Raw genomic sequence first — 17,273 nt, forward strand, 5'->3', positions numbered from 1 at the left:
GTGTCCTCCACAGACTGCCTCGCGCCGCTGTCGGACGCGAGCCGTACGCTGGGGCGCATGCAGACCTCGCCGGACCGGCACGAGTACCCCGCCCACTGGGAGGCCGACGTGGTGCTGCGCGACGGCGGCACCGCGAGGATCCGCCCCATCACCGCCGACGACGCCGACCGTCTGGTCAGCTTCTACGAACAGGTGTCGGACGAGTCCAAGTATTACCGCTTCTTCGCGCCCTACCCGCGTCTGTCCGCGAAGGACGTCCACCGCTTCACGCACCACGACTTCGTGGATCGGGTGGGACTCGCGGCCACGGTCGGCGGCGAGTTCATCGCCACCGTACGCTACGACCGCGTCGGCGTGGACGGCATGCCCGCCTCGGCGCCCTCCGACGAGGCCGAGGTCGCCTTCCTGGTGCAGGACGCCCACCAGGGACGCGGGGTCGCCTCCGCGCTCCTTGAGCACATCGCGGCCGTCGCCCGCGAGCGTGGCATCCGCCGCTTCACCGCCGAGGTGCTTCCGGCCAACACCAAGATGATCAAGGTGTTCACGGACGCCGGGTACACCCAGAAGCGCAGCTTCGAGGACGGCGTCGTACGCCTGGAGTTCGACCTCGAGCCGACCGACCGCTCGCTGGCCGTACAGCGCGCACGGGAGCAGCGGGCCGAGGGGCGGTCGGTACGGCGGCTCCTGGCGCCCGGCTCGGTCGCCGTCATCGGCGTGGGCCGCGCGCGCGGCGGCGTGGGCCGCGGCATCCTCGACAACATCCGCGACGCCGGGTTCACCGGCCGACTGCACGCCGTGAACCGGGCCTTCGGCGAGGACCGCGAGGAGATCGACGGGGTGCCCGCCCACCGCTCGGTGCGGGACATCGACGGGCCCGTGGACCTCGCCGTCGTCGCCGTGCCGGCCGAGCACGTCCCGGACGCCGTCGCCGAGTGCGGCGAGCACGGCGTGCAGGGGCTCGTCGTGATCTCCGCGGGCTACGCGGAGAGCGGCCCCGAGGGACGTGAGCGGCAGCGCGCGCTCGTACGGCAGGCGCGGACGTACGGCATGCGGATCATCGGGCCCAACACCTTCGGGATCATCAACACCTCGCCGGACGTCCGGCTGAACGCCTCCCTCGCCCCCGAGCTGCCCCGGCCCGGCCGCATCGGTCTGTTCGCCCAGTCCGGGGCCATCGGCATCGCGCTGCTGTCCCGGCTGCACCGGCGCGGCGGCGGGGTCACCGGGGTCACGGGCGTGTCGACCTTCGTGTCGGCCGGCAACAGGGCGGACGTCTCCGGCAACGACGTCATGCAGTTCTGGTACGACGACCCCGACACCGACGTCGCCCTGATGTACCTGGAGTCCATCGGCAACCCGCGCAAGTTCACCCGCCTGGCCCGGCGCACGGCGGCGGTGAAGCCGCTGGTCGTGGTGCAGAGCGCGGGCTCCGCCCCGCAGGGGCACGCGGTCCGGGCGACGCGGCTGCCGCACGCGACGGTGTCCGCGCTGCTGCGGCAGGCCGGTGTGATCCGGGTCGACACCATCACCGAACTGGTCGACACCGGCCTGCTGCTCGCCCGGCAGCCGCTGCCGCCGGGGCCGCGCGTGGCGATCCTCGGCAACTCCGAGTCGCTGGGCGTGCTGACCTACGACCGCTGTCTCGCGGAGGGGCTGCGCCCCCAGCCGCCGCGGGACCTGACGACGGGGGCCTCGGCGGAGGACTTCCGGGTCGCGTTGTCCCGGGCGCTCGCCGACGAGACCGCCGACGCGGTGGTCGTCACGCTGATACCGGCGCTGGGGGAGGGGGCCGCCGAGAACGCGGCCCTGGCCGAGGCGCTGCGCTCGGCCGCGCAGGAGGTGCCCGGCAAGCCGGTCCTGGTCGTGCACGTCGAGTTCGGCGGGCTGGCGGAGGCCCTGTCCGCCGCCACCAGCACCGCCCCGCCGCCCGGCCCGGGCCCCCAGCCGGGAGCGACCCCCCTGCTCCCACCGCCCACCACCCCCCGGCCCACCCCGTCCTCCCCGCCCTCCCAGGCCGGCCCGGGCCATCGGGCGGGCGCTGCTTCCCCCGCGGGCCCGGGCCCTGAGCCCGGCGCGGGACCGCGGGCGGGCGCGGGCCTCGGGCCGGAGCCGACCCACCAGGTGGACGCGGCCTCCCTGGCCGACCCGAACCCGGAGACCGGCACCGGCCCGAAGGCAGGCACAGGACCGCAGCGAGGTCCGGAGCACACCGGTGTTCCTGGTCATGCTGCTGGTCCGGAACGCACCGGTGTTCGTGGTCATGCCTCCGGTCCGGAACGCACCGGTGTTCGTGGTCATGCCTCCGGTCCGGAGCACACCGGTGTTCCTGGTCATGCCTCCGGTCCGGAGCACACCGGCCTTGCTGGTCATGCCCCCGGTCCGGAGCACGCCCGCGTTCCTGGCCACGCCTCCGGTTCCGGCCATGTCCGCGGCCAGGGCCGTGTCTCCGGTCACGGCCAGGCCTTCGGCGTGGGATCGCAGCCGGGTCCCGGCCCCCGGCGACCGGCCCCCGCCGTGTCCGAAAGGGCCGCGGCCCCGGGCGCGGGATCCGCGTCCGTGGCGCCGTCCGGTGCGGCGCCCGAGCCGGTTCGCACCGGGACGCGTCTGGTCACCGCCTATCCCGCCGCCGAGCGCGCGGTGCGGGCCCTCGCCGAGGCGGTCCGGTACGGCCAGTGGCGCAGGGAGGCCGCGAACCCGGGCAAGGTGCCGGAGTACGAGGACATCGACGAGAAGGGCGCTGCCACGTTCATCGGCGGACTGCTCGAGCGCGGGCAGGGCCTCACGCTCGGCACGGAGGAGACCTGCGAGCTGCTCGGCCGGTACGGCATCCACGTGCGCCGGGCCCTTCCCGCCCCCACCCCCGACGCCGCCGCGGAAGCCGCCCGCGCCCTCGGCTACCCCGTCGCCCTGAAGGCCACCGCCCCGCACCTGCGGCACCGCGCCGACCTCGGCGGCGTACGGCTCGACCTCACCGACGAGGAGCAACTCCGCCGCTCCTACGCGGAGTTGGCCGACCTCTTCGGCAAGCCCCAGGAGCTGCGGCCGGTGGTGCAGGCGATGGCACCCCGAGGGGTCGACACCGTCGTGCGCGCGGTCATCGACCCGGCGGCCGGCGCGGTGCTCTCCTTCGGGCTCGCCGGGGTCGCCTCCCAGCTGCTCGGCGACATGGCGCACCGGCTGATCCCGGTCACCGACCGCGAGGCCACCTCCCTGATCCGCTCCATCCGCACGGCCCCCCTGCTCTTCGGCTGGCGCGGCTCGGCCCCGGTCGACACGCCCGCGTTGCAGGAGTTGCTGCTGCGCGTGTCACGGCTGGTCCACGACCACCCGGAGGTCGTCGCCGTCACCCTGGAACCGGTCGTCGTCGCCCCGCACGGGCTGAGCGTCCTCGACGCCTCCGTACGCCTGGCACCCCCGCCCGCCCGCGACGACCTCGGCCCGCGCACGCTCCCGGTGTACTGAGCACCCTCGCCCGCCCAGCGGATCGGCCACGGAGGTCCGGTCTCACGGGGAACTCCCGGTCAGCCGGGTGCCGTTCCGCTACGGTCCGCGGAACCGGTGCGCGCCCTACCAGGGCCGCATGGGCCGCGTTCCCGTGCGCCGCCCGTCCCCGTCGAGCAGGTGCCCCATCCGCTTGACCGTTCGCAGCCCGACGATCCGGTCGGTGATCGTGAGGGAGGGGAGCCGGGCGCAGAGCGCGGTTTCGCGGCGCTGGATCTCCCCGATGTCGCGCAGCCAGTACGTGGCGAGGACGGCCGAAGTCCCGGTGACGGCGGCGACGAGACGGCATTCGGGCAGGGGCGCCAGCGTTCGGTGAAGGGTGTTCAGGTCGCGGGCGGGGACCCGGCCGCGGAAGGTGACGGACACGGGCAGTCCCGTCAGCCGCGGGGCCATGTCGCAGCGGAAGGCGAGCACGCCCGAGTCGGTGAGACGGCGCAGCCTGCGGCGGACGGTCGCGGCGCTGGCGTCCGTGCGCTCGGCCAGCACGGCGAGCCCCAGACGGCCGTCGCACACCAGAAGATCGAGAAGAGCACGGTCGAGGTGGTCCAGTTCCGCGGAGGGATCCGCCTCACGGACACCACCGACGGCAGGTCCGAGCGCGCTCAGTTGCGCGGAATCGAGGGAGTGCAGCCGCCAACGGCTCCCCTCCGCGTAGAGCGAGGTGGCGAAGAGGCATTCCGCCGCGCTCACCCCGGGCAGTACCTCCAGGCGCTCGGTGAGGAAGCGGGTCAGCGAGCGCATGTCCGGGGCCAGCACGTCGAGCAGCAGATCGACGCTGCCGGGCGCGGTGAGCTCCACGGTGACGACCTCCTCGAAGGCGGACACGCGTTCGGTCAGACGTCGCCGTGTGCCCGGGCGGCAGCGCAGCAGTACGAACGCGGTGCAACGGGTGCGGGAGAACGCACGGCCCGGGGACGCGTACACCCAGGCGAGCCCTTCCGCGCTCAGTCGCTCCCAACGCCGCGCGAGCGTGCTCGCCGTCACCCCGAGCAGCGGCGCCAGTTCCGACCATGAGGCCCGGGGCTGCACCTGCAGTGCGTGCACCAGGGCGAGGTCCAGCTCGCTCACGATGCCCGTTTCTCGCATCCGACGTGCCCTCCTCGCACGATTTCCGCGAAGTTCCGGGCCGGTTCGGCCGGTGCCCGCACAGTATCCCCCACGTCGGGTTCCAGCCATCAGAAGCAGAGGTGAAAGAACGGTGACCAGAGGGATCGCTTCCAGCCGCGGACTGCTCGCGACCATGACGGTGATCGTGGTGTGCAGTGGCGTCGTACAGGGGTACCTGACTCCGCTGCTGCCGAAAGTCGGCCGTCATGTCGGCATCGGCGGCGTCGGCCAGAGCAACCTCTATCTGCTGTCCCAGCTCGCGTTCGCGGTGATGACGCCCCTGCTGGCGCGGCTGGGCGACATCCACGGGCACCGCAGGCTGCTGCGCGCATGCGTCGCGATGGTGGCGGGCGGTTCCCTGCTGATAGCGGTGTGGCCGACGACGGCGACGCTCGCCGTCGGCGTGACCCTGCAAGGAGCCGTCGTCGGCTTCTTTCCGCTGCTGGCCGGCATCCTGCGCTCCCGCGCACCGGAACGCGGCCGGGTCGGCATGTCCGTCCTGGTCGGTGCGCTGCTCATCTCGATCGGCGTCGGTGGCCTCGTCGCGGGTGCGCTCAGCGAGGAGCACGCCGTTGCCGGGCTGTGGACGGCCGTGCCGGTCGGCGCGCTCGCGGTGACCGCCGCCCTGCTGCTGCCGGACAGCGCCACCGCCCGCGGGGGGAACTTCAACGTCAAGGCGGCGATCCTGCTCACCCTTGGCCTGGTGGCCCTGGTCCTCGTCCTGACCCAGGGCGACACCTGGGGCTGGCTGTCCCCCGACTCCCTGGTCACAGCTGTCCTGGCGGTGTCCCTGCTGGTGGTCTGGGTGATGGTCGAGCACCGGTCCGCGCATCCCCTGGTCGATGTGCGGCTCCTGCGCGCTCCCCGCCTCGCGGTGGTCAGCGCCCACACCTTCTGCGCCGCCTTCGGCGCCATCGGGTTCCTGGGCGCGAACGCCGTGTTCCTGGGGTCCGATCCGGAGGCGACGGGTTACGGCATGGGCCTGGGCTCCCAGGCGATCGCGTTCGTCTCCCTCGCCATGGTCGTGGCCGGCTGTCTGGGCTCGACCGCGACCCCGCGGCTGTCGCGGCGGGTCGGGGACCGCGCGGTGCTCTGCGCGGTGGGTGTCATCGGTGCGACCGGCTTTCTCTCCTTGATCCTCTTCCACGACTCCCTGTCGCGGTACCTCGTGGGGGCCCTGATCGTCGGACTGGCCACCGGCATGTTCGAGTCGATCACGCGCGCCCTGTCCGCGGAGGTCGTCGCGGAGACCGAGACCGCGCTCTCCGTCGGCCTCAACGAACTGGCGCTCTCCCTGGGCGCGGCCATCGGGGCGGCCGTGATCGGCGGGCTGTTCGCGGGCCACCGGCTGAGGGGCGGCCACATCGCACTCACGGGGTATCTGTGGTGCTGGGGGGTGTGTGCCGGTGTCGCCCTGCTGGGCGGACTGCTCGGCCTGGGCTTCCGCCCCGTGCCCGCCGCCGGGACCGGACAGGTGCGTCCCTCCCTCGCGCAGAGCGGAGAGCCGGCATGACACGGGCGCGGCACCACGTCATCGGGCCGGAGGTCAGGGGACACGCCGTAGCCGAGGCGACCGGAACCGTCCGCGGCCGGCGGGACCGCCTGGTCGGCCTGAGCCACAGTCTGTACGACGAGCCGGAGACGGCTCTGCGGGAGCACAGATCGGCCGCCAAGGTCGCCGCCCTGCTCACCGAGGCCGGCTTCGCCGTCACCCGGGGCGTCGGGGACCTGCCCACCGCGGTGGTGGCCACCTACGGCACGGGCGACCTGGTCGTGGCCCTGTGCGCGGAGTACGACGCGCTGCCCGGGATAGGACACGCCTGCGGCCACAATGTGAACGGGGCGGCGGCGGTCGGCGCCGCGCTCGGTCTCGCGGCGGTCGCCGACCTGCTCGGCATCACCGTGAAGCTCGTCGGCACGCCGGCCGAGGAGGACATCGGCGGCAAGGTACTGCTCCTGGAAGCCGGGGTGTTCGACGACGTGGCGGCGGCCATGATGGTGCACGCGGCGCCGGAGGACACCGTCGGCGCCTCGTCGCTGGCCGTCAGTGCCTGGGACGTCACCTACCGGGGGAGGCCGTCGCACGCCGCGCTGGCCCCCTGGGAGGGCGTCAACGCGCTCGACGCGATGACCCTCGCCCACACGGCGATCGGCCTGCTGCGCCAGCAGCTCCCGCCCGGCACCCTGGTGCACGGCGTCGTCTCCGAGGCCGGGCAGGCCGTGAACGTGATCCCGGCACTCGCCCAGGCCCGCTACGAGCTGCGGGCCCCCACGTCCGAGCAGCTCGCGTACGCCCGGCGACGGGTACGGTCCTGTTTCGAGGCGGGCGCCCTCGCGACGGGCGCGGAACTCGAACTCGTCCCGCACGGCCACGACTTCGCCGATCTGCGACAGGACACCTCCATGACGGAGTCCTACGCGCGGGCACTCGGGGAGCTGGGCCGCACACCGGTGCCGCGGCACGGGGAGCTGATGGCCTCGACCGACATGGGCAACGTCTCCCACGTGGTGCCGACGATCCACCCGACCGTCGGATACGACACCGGGGGCGCGAAACCCCACACGGCCGAGTTCGCCCGGTACGGCAAGAGCGAAGGCGCCGACCGGGCCGTCATCGACGGGGCGACGGCCCTGGCGCACGTGGGGGTGGAACTGGCCACCGACGCCGTGCAGCGACGCAGGCTCCTGGACGGTGTCGCCGACCGCCGCCACCGTCCCGGCGGTTCGGCTGCCGCCCGCCCGCCTCGCTGAAAAGCGTTCGCACCGCACTCCGGGGGCCTGCCGGCCGCGTGGCCGACAGGCCCCCGCAGGTCTTCGCCCGGTGCGGCACGTGCGGGACGGCCCTGCCGTCCGGGCGGACCGGGTTGCCGTCGACTGGCCCGGACCGCCCCCACCCACGGATTAGGATGGACGGCATGGCCAAGACCAGTACGACGACCCAGGGGCTGCGCTCGGCGATCGAACGCAGTGGCTACTACCCGGCTCTCGTGGCCGAGGCGGTGGAAGCCGCCGTGGGCGGGGAGCCCATTCGGTCGTTCCTGGTCCATCAGGAGACCACGTTCGACCAGAACGAGGTGCGGCGGCACGTGACCGTGCTCGTTCTCACCGGCAACCGCTTCATCGTCAGCCACACCGACGAGCAGGGAGCCGACAGCACCTCCCCGACGCCGTACGCCACCACGTCCACGGAGTCGGTGAAGCTCGACCGGATCTCGTCGGTCGTGGTCAGCCGCGTGGTCGCCAACCCGGAGCAGTACACGCCGGGCACGCTGCCGCGGGAGGTCGTGCTGACCATCGGCTGGGGCGCCGTGTCCCGCATCGACCTGGAGCCCGCCGCCTGCGGCGACCCCAACTGCGAGGCCGACCACGGCTACACCGGCAACTCGACGGCGGACGACCTCAGCCTGCGCGTCAGCGAGGCCGGTGACGGCCCCGAGACGGTGCGGCAGGCCCTCGCCTTCGCCCAGGCGATCTCCGAGGCGACCGCGGACCTGACCCGCTGATGACCCGCCCCTTCTTCCCCGACGACGCCGCCACCGCCTGGGGCCACCCGGAGCCGCTGGCCATCGCCTCCGCACCCGTCCCCGAGTACGGAACCGGCTCGCTCGCCGACCTGCTGCCCACGCTGGCCGCCGGCATGGGCGTACCGGGGACGACGGCCGTGATCGGCGAGCTGGCCCCCGTCGACCGCGCCTGCGTCTTCCTGATCGACGGCCTCGGCTGGGAGCAGCTGAAGGCCCACCCCGCCGACGCGCCCTACCTGACCTCCCTGCTCGGCAGCTCGCGCGGCGGCACCGGCCGCCCGATCACCGCCGGATACCCGGCGACCACGGCGACCTCGCTCGCCTCCGTCGGCACCGGCCTGCCTCCGGGCGCGCACGGCCTGCCCGGCTACACCGTGCGCAACCCGGCCACCGGCCAGCTGATGAACCAGCTGCGCTGGCAGCCGTACAGCGACCCGCGCGCGTGGCAGCCCCACCCCACGGTCTTCCAGCTCGCCCAGCAGGCGGGTGTGCACGCCGCCCAGGTGTCCTCCCCGGCCTTCCAGAACACCCCGCTGACCAAGGTCGCCCTCAGCGGCGGCACGTTCCTGGGGCGGCTGACCGGCGAGGAGCGCATGGACGTCGCGGCCGAGCAGCTCGCCGCCGCCGACCGGACCCTGGTCTACACGTACTACTCCGAACTCGACGGCGCCGGCCACCGCTACGGCGTCGACTCCGACACCTGGCGCGGACAGCTGATGCACGTCGACCGGCTCGTCCAGCGCCTGGCCGAACAGCTCCCGCCGCACAGCGCGCTCTACGTCACCGCCGACCACGGCATGCTCGACGTCCCGTTCGACGAGCAGCACCGCATCGACTTCGACGAGGACTGGGAGCTGCGCGCGGGCGTGGCCCTGCTCGGCGGCGAGGGACGCGCGCGGCACGTGTACGCGGTGCCGGGTGCCGAGGACGACGTGCTCACCTGCTGGCGCGAGGTGCTCGGCGAGCAGTTCTGGATCGCCTCCCGGGACGAGGCGGTCGCGGCGGGCTGGTTCGGGCCGCGGGTCGACGAACGGGTGTACGCGCGGATCGGCGACGTGGTCGCCGCCGCCCGCGACGACGTCCTGCTCATCGCCTCCGAGCAGGAGCCGAAGGAGTCGCTGATGGTCGGCAACCACGGTTCGATGACCCCTGCCGAGCAGCTGGTCCCCCTCCTGGAAGTACGCTCCTGAGGCCACTTCCGTGCCCACCCGCCGTACCCCACCGTCCTCCGCACTCGCCGAAAGGTGCCCAACTGCCCATGCCCGAGCTGGTGTTCTTCTCCGTAACCATGGACTGCGGGAAGTCGACCAACTTTCTTGGCTATCCGCCATCCAGTGGGCGCGTCGTGGCTGGAGTTGTGGGGAGCGCTTCCATAGTTGCCCGTGTTGCGTGCGCTCGGCATGGTTCTTTGCGAAAGGCCTCACAGTCCTGATGTCCGAATTGGTGTTTTTCTCCGGAACGATGGATTGTGGGAAGTCGACTCTGGCGCTACAAATTGCACACAACCGGTCGGCTCGCGGTCTGCAGAGCGTGATCTTCACGCGGGACGATCGCGCGGGGGAGGGCAAGCTGTCGTCGCGCCTGGGGTTGGTGACCGAGGCGGTGGAGGCTGCTCCGGAACTGGATCTCTACCACTTTGTGGTGGAGCGCATGTCGCGGGGCGGCAAGGTCGACTACGTCCTTGTGGACGAAGCCCAGTTCCTGCTGACGGAGCAGATAGACCAGCTGGCCCGGATCGTGGACGATCTGAACCTCGATGTGTTCGCGTTCGGCATCGCCACGGACTTTCGGACCAAGTTGTTCCCCGGCTCGCAGCGGCTCATCGAGCTGGCGGACCGGGTTGAGGCGCTCCAGGTCGAGGCGATGTGCTGGTGCGGTGCGCGGGCCACCCACAACGCGCGCACGCTGGGCGGCGAGATGGTCGTCGAGGGCGAGCAGGTTGTGGTGGGGAACGTGGGCATGGCTGCGGAGATCGTCGGGTACGAGGTTCTGTGCCGCCGTCATCATCGCAAGCGGATGACGAGCGCGACGGCGCAGGCGGCGGTCCTGTCGCCGGACGTGCTGCCGGTCACGTCGAGCTGACCTTCGCTGGGGCGGCGCAACCGGGGAGCTCGGGATGTCGGCTGGGGGCGCGAGGCTGTGACTCGTCGCTGCGAGTGGCGCGGCTGATCGCTCGGGCGTGACGCAGGCATTGGCGCAGGTGCGAGTCCTGGGCAGTGCCACAAAACGTGGCTGGCGTGCGCACCTAGCGGCGACGACATCGCGGCGCAGGATGCCTGGGCGGAGTTCGTCGGCCACCACCTGACTCGGCCTGTGACCTGGCATGGTACGGACTTCGTTTCGATCACCAACAGAGTCACGGCACTGGGTACCACCCCAGGGCCGGCAGGACGCCTAGGCGCATGAGAACTTCATGCGCCGACCGTGAAACGGCCACTGTTGCCGGAATCAAGTCGCACGCAAGTATGACTGCCAACACAGACACGTCGGCGAAAAGGAGATGTTCCATGGCAGTCGTCATGCAGCAGCGTTGCGAGTCCGCTGAGTCCTCAGGTGCTTCTGTGGCCGGGTCGTGCCTGATCATTGAGAACCTGGACGACGCGGACCGGACCGGCATCGTTACGGGCATCTGCATCGCCGCGGCGAATGGGCGCGCTGTGGCCAGAGAACCGTACTCGGCATGACCGCCTCCGGGGGGGAGCGGAACGAGCCGACAGGCGACGGCGAAGGGGCGACAGTCGGGTTCAAACTCCACCTGCGTCCGTTCGTCGTTCCGGGAGAGGCCGCGTACCTCGTCTCCCGGCGCGGTGTGACCGCGTTGCGCGGCCGACCGGCCGAGGTCCTGGTGCCGCTGCTCGACGGCACGAGGGACGTGGCCGCGATCCTGCGCGATGCGGGCCCGTCGCTCGGCTGTGAGTCCGTCACGAGCGCGCTCGATGCGTTGACGACGGCTGGCCTGCTCCGCTCCCACCCGCGGGTGGCGTCTCCCGGAGAGCCCAGCGACACCACCCGCGCCGCCGAGGCTTACTGGGACCTCGCCGGGCTCGACGGCGCGACCGCCGCCAACCGGCTCACCACTGGGTCCCTGTCGGTCGAGACGGCGGGCGGCGCCGACACCGCCGCGGTGCGCGCCGCCTGCGTCGCCAGCGGGATCGGCCTCGCGGACCGACCCGAGACGGCGGATCTCACACTCGTCCTGTGCGACGACTATCTCGCGCCGCGCCTCGGCGACATCGACCGCGCTCACCGGGCGGCCGGCCGCCCCTGGCTGCCGGTCAGGACCAGCGGCGACCAGCCGTGGATCGGCCCATTCTTCCGGCCCGGCGAGGGGCCCTGCTGGCACTGTCTGCGCGTGCGGCTCGACGGGCACCGGCACTCCGAACTCCCGCTGCGCCGTGCCCTCGGCCTGACGGCGCCGCCGCTCCTTCCGGTTGCCTCGCTCGCGGCAGGGCGCTCCCTCGCCACCGACCTCGCCGTCCTGGAGGCCGCCAAGTGGCTGGCCGGGGTCCGCAACCCCGAGCAGGGCGAGCTGTACACGTGGGACACCCTGCGCATGCAGGTGTCCGCTCATCGGGTGGACCGGCTGCCGCAGTGCGCTGCCTGTGGAAACCCGAGTCTGGTGGCGGAGCGGACCAGGCGGCCGTTCGTACCGGTCTCCCGCCTTAAGGCGTCGAGTGGCGGAGGTGGACACCGGGCCCTCACGTCCGCCCAAATGCTCGCCCGGTACGGCCACCTCATCGATCCGGTCACCGGCATCGTCAAGGAGGTCCGGCCCGCGCCGTCCACCCCGCCAGGGATCAACTCCTGCGTCTCCGGGCCCAATCTGGCCATGGCAGCGCACACGCTCGCAGGACTGCGGTCCGGGCTGCGCGCGCTCAGCGGCGGCAAGGGGCTCACCGAGAGCGAGGCGCGGGTAAGTGCCCTTTGTGAAGCGGTGGAGCGCTACAGCGGCACCCGGCACGGAGACGAGTTGGTGATCCGGGACAGCTACCGGGGGCTGGGGGCCGAGGCCGTGCACCCGTACGCCTGCCAGCTCTACGACGAGCGGCAGTTCCGGGAGCGGGACGAGTGGAACGCCCGACACTCCAGCTTCCAGTACGTACCCGTGCCCTTCGACGAGACGCGCCCCACCGAGTGGACCCCGGTCTGGTCCCTCACGGACCGCATCACACGGCTGCTGCCCACCTCGATGCTCTACTTCACGCGCGACGGGAAGTCCCCGGACGGCCTGTACGCCGACTCCAACGGCAACGCGGCCGGAAGCAGCCCCGAGGACGCCCTGGTCCAGGGATTCCTGGAGCTCGTGGAGCGGGACGCGGTGGCTATGTGGTGGTACAACCGCACCCGTCAACCGGGCGTAGACATCGACGCGTTCGACGAGCCCTACGTCGAGCGGATCCGCGCCGCGAGCGCGCGCATCCACCGCGAACTGTGGGTTCTCGACCTCACCTCGGACTTCGGCGTTCCCGTGCTCGCGGCTCTGTCGCGGCGCACCGACAAGCCAGCTCAGGACATCGTATTCGGCTTCGGCGCCCACGCCGATCCCCGCGTGGCGCTGCGCCGGGCCCTGACCGAACTCGGCCAGCTGCTCTCGACGGTGTGCGAGGCACGAGCCGACGGCACCGGGTACGCGGTCACCGACCCGGAGCCGCTGAACTGGTGGACCACAGCCACGGTCACCACCCACCCCTACCTGACTGCGGACCCGGAACAACCCGCCCGAACCCCGCACAGCTGGCGGTATGTGCCACGGGTCGATCTTCGCGACGACGTCGAGGCGATCACCGGCCTGGTGCGCGAGCGCGGCATGGAGCTGCTGGTTCTGGACCAGACCAGACCAGACCTTGAAGTTCCGGTAGTGAAGGCCGTGGTCCCCGGCATGCGCCACTTCTGGGCTCGGTTCGCTCCCGGCCGGCTCTTCGATGTTCCCGTGCGCCTCGGCAGACGCGCCGAACCCATCCCCTACGAGGAGCTCAACCCGGTGCCTTTGTTCGTCTGACTCGGCTGATTCAGCGGCATTGATCGATCTGACGTCCCGATAGCAGAAAAAATGCCTTGACCTGCGAGGATGTGAGTGTCTACATCGTATCCGGCACAGGAGTCAGGGCACCTTTCTGGTGAGCGGGCGTACAGGGTGGGGCTTCCCGGCGCCCTCGCCGCCGTGCTGCCGTTCCTCCGTCAGCTGGAAGATCACCAACGAGGACGAGAAGGCGATTGCGAAGCTGCCTGAGCAGGCGTGGGAGGCCGTGCTAACAGGACGGCACCCTCCAAGAGGACTACTCCCTGGCTGAGTTGACCGGACTGAATGCCCGGGAGGGCTGGCCCGACGGCCTGCGGCTGATCGTTCGCCGGGTCAGACCCTCGGGCCGGCAGATCAAGAAGCTGACCGATTTCGGGAAGAAGACCGGCCGCCGCTACAGCATCAACCGCCACGAACATCGGCCGGACGTGGGGCATCGCCGGCTCCCACCAGCCGCAGTTCCTCGATGCCTTCCACCGCGATCACGCCGAGGCAGGGTGCGAACGAACAAGGCGCTCGGCCTGCACAACCTTCCGTCGAGAGCCTGGGACGTGAATCGCGGCTGGATGCTCACCGCGAACCTCGCCGCCGACCTCGACTCCTGGGTTCGCCTCCCGGGCCTGCACGATGCCGACGACCTTGCCGACGCCGAGGTCCACACCATGCGTTTCCGGCTCTACCACCTGCCCCGAAACACGCCCGCTGCCGCTGGCTCGGCATCGAGACCACCTGGCCCTGGGCGAGTGCGTTCACCACCTGCTGGCACCGGCTCACCCCCCGGCCGTCACCTGCCAGCCGGCCCCCGCCCCCAACGACGAACAGAACGAAGCAGTCAAGCACCACCCGGGAGACGTGGAACCCCGGCGCAACCGCAGCGTCACGCGACGACCCCACCCGCGCTCACGCGGCACAAACGGGACGAACCGTCGGGCCAATCGGCGATCGACACAATCGAGGCTGACTAGTCAATTCACGGTAGTCTCAACGTACTTCTGGTCGTCACGGCCTTCATATATCATCCGCACTGCGTCTGCGGCGAAAGCCGTGGAGCTGGGGGAGGAGGCTGCGAACGATGCAGAGTCAGGACGAGTTAGGCGGTGCGGGGGAAGGGGTGACACGCCTTCCGCCCGGGCGGAGTCGAGATCTCCCGGCTCCACGGGTGGCCCGCACCGTCCTGGTGGCGGCGCTGGTCAGCTACTCGATCGTCATCGCGCTCAACGTCCTGACCGTCTCGCTGCCGCCGTACGGGACGGCCGTTGCGATCACCGGCCTCGTGCTGGTCCTCGTGCTGCAGCTGGGGCACTCCATGCCGGGTGCCAACCGTGCGCCCCTGCGCCGACGCGTGCTAACCCTGAGCGCGCAGGCGCTGTTCTCCTACCTCCCACTGGTGGTGTTCCGCGCCGAGTGGGGCTCCATGGCGGGATTTCTCGCGGGTTCGCTATTGCTTCTGCTGCCGCCTCGGGTCGGTTGGAGCCTGTACGCGGCCGTCGGTGCCAGCCTGCTCGTGCCCACGCTCCTCGAAGGCTATTCCGTGCTCGACACGGTGTACCTGTGCCAGTCCACGCTTCTGACAGGCCTGGTCACCTTCGGGCTGACGCGGCTGAACGAGCTGGTCGCGGAGGTGCACGCGACGCGCGGAGAACTCGCGCACGCCGCCGTCACGGAGGAGCGGCTGAGGTTCGCCAGGGACCTGCACGACCTGCTCGGCTTTGGGCTGTCCACGATCACGCTCAAGAGCGAGTTGGTGCACCGGCTCATCGACAGCAACCCTCGGCGCGCCATGGCGGAGGTCGAGGACGTGCTCACGGTCTCCCGCAGGGCTCTGGGCGACGTCCGGCGGGTCGCCCGCGGATTCAGGGACATGTCCCTGGAACAGGAGATCAGTTCGGCCCGCTCGGTGCTGGCGGCGGCCAACATCGAACTGGAGGCGCGGGTGTCCGCCGAGCGTTGCAGCCCGGAAGCCGACTCGGTCCTCGCGGCCGTGCTGAGAGAGGCGGTGACCAACCTGCTGCGACACAGCCAGGCCGGTCACTGCACCATCGAGGCCGGGCGGCACGGCGCGATCGCGCGTCTTCTGGTCGTCAACGACGGGGTCCGGCCCGGCTACCGGGACCCGGCACCGGACGGCGGCAGCGGGCTTTCGAACCTGGAGGACAGGGTGAGTTCCATCGGCGGGCGGCTCGAGACCGGCAGCGGTGGGCAGTCCACATTCCGCCTCCTGGCCGAGGTGCCCGCGCAGGCCGGCGGTTCGTGGCGGCCTTTAGGCGGCGAAGAAGCAACAGTGGGGAGCTCCGCCGCCTGAGACGTGTCCGTCCCCGCGAGCCCCGGAATCCGTAGAACGAGATTCCGGAGCCGTGTTGATTTCCGCTTGGTACCATCCGGCCAATGCGTCAAAGGTAGGGATTACGGGGGGGCCGTGATTCGAATACTGCTGGCTGAGGACATGCACATGGTCCGCGGTGCGCTCGTCGCGCTGTTGAGCCTGGAAGACGACCTCGAGGTGGTCGTGGAGGTCGAGCGCGGTGACGAGATCATCCCCGCGGCGCTCGAGGCCGAGCCGGACGTCGCCGTCATTGACATCGATCTGCCGGGCCTCGACGGGTTGACCGCTGCCGAGCGGCTGCACACGAAGCTCCCTGGGTGCCGCACCCTCATCCTGACCAGCCTCGGACGTCCGGGCACCCTGCGCCGCGCGCTCGCCGCGCAGGTCTACGGTTATCTCCTCAAGGACGCCCCGCCCAAGCAGCTTGCAGATTCGATTCGCCGCGTCGCCGCGGGACACCGCGCCATCGACCCGCAGCTGGCCGTGGCCGCCTGGGGCGGCTCTGAGAACCCGCTGACCAACCGCGAGAGCGAGGTGCTCCGGCTGGTGGCGCAGGGGACCGAGGCCGCCGAGATCGCCTCCAGGCTGCACCTGAGCATTGGCACGGTGCGAAATTATCTGACTGTGATTGTCACCAAACTCAATGCCCGCAACCGCGTCGATGCCATCCGGATCGCTAGGGAGTCCGGCTGGGTGCTGTGAACCTCGCGCCCGCAGAGGCTCCCGTCGCGGCGTCGGCCCGGCCTCAGAGCGGTGGTAGGCCGCGCGGGTGGCCGCCGTCTACCGGCTGCGCCATGTCGGCCGCCGCGAGGTAGCGCAGGACGCCGTCGGTGACACTGGGGTGCAGTGGCAGTGCCTCCGACGCGGCACTGGGCGTCACAGGCCACGCCAGCATGGCAACCACCCACACGGCCTCCGGACGGTGCAGCACGACGCGGTGCAACGAGGCTGCCGACTCTAGCGATATCCCCGCGTCCACCAGTGTCACGCGCACATCAAGGGGCAGCCGCAGCAGATCCGTCTCCGACAGCTCGCCGGGCTCGAAGACGGCCTGCCGGGACTCGGGGGAGACCGACAGCAGGGCACCCTTGCGGTCGTCCACGGCCAGCGTGCGTACCGTCATGTGGGAGAGTCGGCGGAGGGTCGACAGGAGTAGCAGGCACACACCGGCCTGGCCACGGTCCAGGGCACCCACCACGTTGCCGGGCAGGACAGGGCCCAGCTCCATGCGGCGCAGCAGCTCCCGGACGACCGGGTCGGGGGCGACCAGTCGTTCCTTGCCGAACCGTCCAACCAGCACCACCTCTTCGTCGCTGGTGTGCACGACGACATCCTCGCTGAGCGACCACAGATGCAGCGGCTGCCTGCCCGTGGCTTCAGACATTGCGGGTGCTCCTCGCTCTGTGTGGGGCGGTCGAGTATCCGGCGCCTCAACCCCGTGCCGCCAGAGGAAACTTCATGCGTTACCCGTGAAGTTTTCATATGCCATCCGGTGGCGGCGCGTGCGGTGTGGGTCGCGTCGGAGGAGGGCGCTTTGGCCAGTCACAAGTCCGCCCCCCTAGCGTGCGGCGTCAGTCGGCTTCGCTGCGCGTGCGGCGTCCGCGACGTCTAGGAGAGGGGGCGGCCGGTGGCCGTTCTGGCAGTGGAGAGCAAAGAGATACATCGGAAGACCGTCCGCCGCTTGGATCGGGTGATCATCCGGTTCGCGGGTGACTCGGGTGACGGTATGCAGCTCACCGGTGACCGCTTCACCTCGGAGACGGCGTCGTTCGGGAACGACCTGTCCACGCTGCCGAAC

Annotated in this window: 12 protein-coding genes; 10 read left to right on the top strand and 2 right to left on the bottom strand. The window is 71.3% G+C overall.

Annotated features, from left to right (window positions below; all coding sequences use genetic code 11):
* The first annotated feature begins 57 nt into the window (after positions 1–57).
* Positions 58–3,462, top strand: coding sequence for a GNAT family N-acetyltransferase (locus tag ACTYVM_RS28630; RefSeq protein ID WP_445528726.1), 3,405 nt, complete (start codon positions 58–60; stop codon positions 3,460–3,462).
* A gap of 105 nt (positions 3,463–3,567) precedes the next feature.
* On the opposite strand, the gene ACTYVM_RS28635 is transcribed toward ACTYVM_RS28630, so the two are convergent.
* Positions 3,568–4,569 (bottom strand): Lrp/AsnC family transcriptional regulator, encoded by a 1,002-nt coding sequence (locus ACTYVM_RS28635; RefSeq protein WP_445528727.1) that lies wholly within the window; start codon positions 4,567–4,569, stop codon positions 3,568–3,570.
* Positions 4,570–4,699: 130 nt separating this feature from the next.
* Between ACTYVM_RS28635 and ACTYVM_RS28640 the strand changes: the two genes are divergently transcribed.
* The 9 genes from ACTYVM_RS28640 (at position 4,700) to ACTYVM_RS28680 (ending at position 16,177) form a co-directional block, all read left to right on the top strand.
* Complete coding sequence (locus ACTYVM_RS28640; RefSeq protein ID WP_445528728.1) at positions 4,700–6,121, top strand: MFS transporter; 1,422 nt, start codon at positions 4,700–4,702, stop codon at positions 6,119–6,121.
* Positions 6,118–7,359, top strand: a complete 1,242-nt coding sequence (locus ACTYVM_RS28645; protein WP_445528729.1) for an amidohydrolase — start codon at positions 6,118–6,120, stop codon at positions 7,357–7,359. The genes ACTYVM_RS28640 and ACTYVM_RS28645 overlap by 4 nt, the downstream gene beginning before the upstream one ends.
* Before the next feature lie 155 nt (positions 7,360–7,514).
* Positions 7,515–8,111, top strand: coding sequence for a DUF5998 family protein (locus ACTYVM_RS28650; RefSeq protein WP_400026764.1), 597 nt, complete (start codon positions 7,515–7,517; stop codon positions 8,109–8,111).
* Positions 8,111–9,322, top strand: coding sequence for an alkaline phosphatase family protein (locus ACTYVM_RS28655; RefSeq protein WP_445528730.1), 1,212 nt, complete (start codon positions 8,111–8,113; stop codon positions 9,320–9,322). The genes ACTYVM_RS28650 and ACTYVM_RS28655 overlap by 1 nt, the downstream gene beginning before the upstream one ends.
* Positions 9,323–9,563: 241 nt before the next feature.
* Positions 9,564–10,214 carry a thymidine kinase gene (locus ACTYVM_RS28660; protein ID WP_445528731.1) on the top strand — a complete coding sequence of 217 codons (651 nt, stop codon included), beginning with the start codon at positions 9,564–9,566 and terminating at the stop codon, positions 10,212–10,214.
* A 425-nt stretch (positions 10,215–10,639) separates the two neighbouring features.
* Positions 10,640–10,816: a hypothetical protein gene (locus ACTYVM_RS28665; RefSeq protein ID WP_445528732.1), complete on the top strand. Its 177-nt coding sequence runs from the start codon at positions 10,640–10,642 to the stop codon at positions 10,814–10,816.
* On the top strand, positions 10,813–13,131 hold the full coding sequence (locus ACTYVM_RS28670; protein WP_445528733.1) for a TOMM precursor leader peptide-binding protein: 2,319 nt from the start codon (positions 10,813–10,815) through the stop codon (positions 13,129–13,131). Before ACTYVM_RS28665 ends, ACTYVM_RS28670 begins: the two co-directional genes overlap by 4 nt.
* A gap of 1,180 nt (positions 13,132–14,311) precedes the next feature.
* Positions 14,312–15,454, top strand: coding sequence for a sensor histidine kinase (locus tag ACTYVM_RS28675; RefSeq protein WP_445528734.1), 1,143 nt, complete (start codon positions 14,312–14,314; stop codon positions 15,452–15,454).
* Between the two features lie 114 nt (positions 15,455–15,568).
* Positions 15,569–16,177 carry a response regulator transcription factor gene (locus tag ACTYVM_RS28680; protein ID WP_445528735.1) on the top strand — a complete coding sequence of 203 codons (609 nt, stop codon included), beginning with the start codon at positions 15,569–15,571 and terminating at the stop codon, positions 16,175–16,177.
* Between the two features lie 43 nt (positions 16,178–16,220).
* On the opposite strand, the gene ACTYVM_RS28685 is transcribed toward ACTYVM_RS28680, so the two are convergent.
* Positions 16,221–16,859, bottom strand: a complete 639-nt coding sequence (locus tag ACTYVM_RS28685; protein WP_445528736.1) for an NADH oxidase — start codon at positions 16,857–16,859, stop codon at positions 16,221–16,223.
* Positions 16,860–17,273: the final 414 nt, after the last annotated feature.

This window comes from Streptomyces cyslabdanicus, from assembly GCF_052663305.1.

What these genes read in the sequence shown, in the direction of transcription:
- ACTYVM_RS28630 (WP_445528726.1), top strand. Translation starts at nt 58, where the DNA reads ATGCAGACCTCGCCGGACCGGCACGAGTACCCCGCCCACTGGGAGGCC.
- ACTYVM_RS28645 (WP_445528729.1), top strand. Translation starts at nt 6,118, where the DNA reads ATGACACGGGCGCGGCACCACGTCATCGGGCCGGAGGTCAGGGGACAC.
- ACTYVM_RS28650 (WP_400026764.1), top strand. Translation starts at nt 7,515, where the DNA reads ATGGACGGCATGGCCAAGACCAGTACGACGACCCAGGGGCTGCGCTCG.
- ACTYVM_RS28655 (WP_445528730.1), top strand. Translation starts at nt 8,111, where the DNA reads ATGACCCGCCCCTTCTTCCCCGACGACGCCGCCACCGCCTGGGGCCAC.
- ACTYVM_RS28660 (WP_445528731.1), top strand. Translation starts at nt 9,564, where the DNA reads ATGTCCGAATTGGTGTTTTTCTCCGGAACGATGGATTGTGGGAAGTCG.
- ACTYVM_RS28665 (WP_445528732.1), top strand. Translation starts at nt 10,640, where the DNA reads ATGGCAGTCGTCATGCAGCAGCGTTGCGAGTCCGCTGAGTCCTCAGGT.
- ACTYVM_RS28670 (WP_445528733.1), top strand. Translation starts at nt 10,813, where the DNA reads ATGACCGCCTCCGGGGGGGAGCGGAACGAGCCGACAGGCGACGGCGAA.
- ACTYVM_RS28685 (WP_445528736.1), bottom strand. Translation starts at nt 16,859, where the DNA reads ATGTCTGAAGCCACGGGCAGGCAGCCGCTGCATCTGTGGTCGCTCAGC.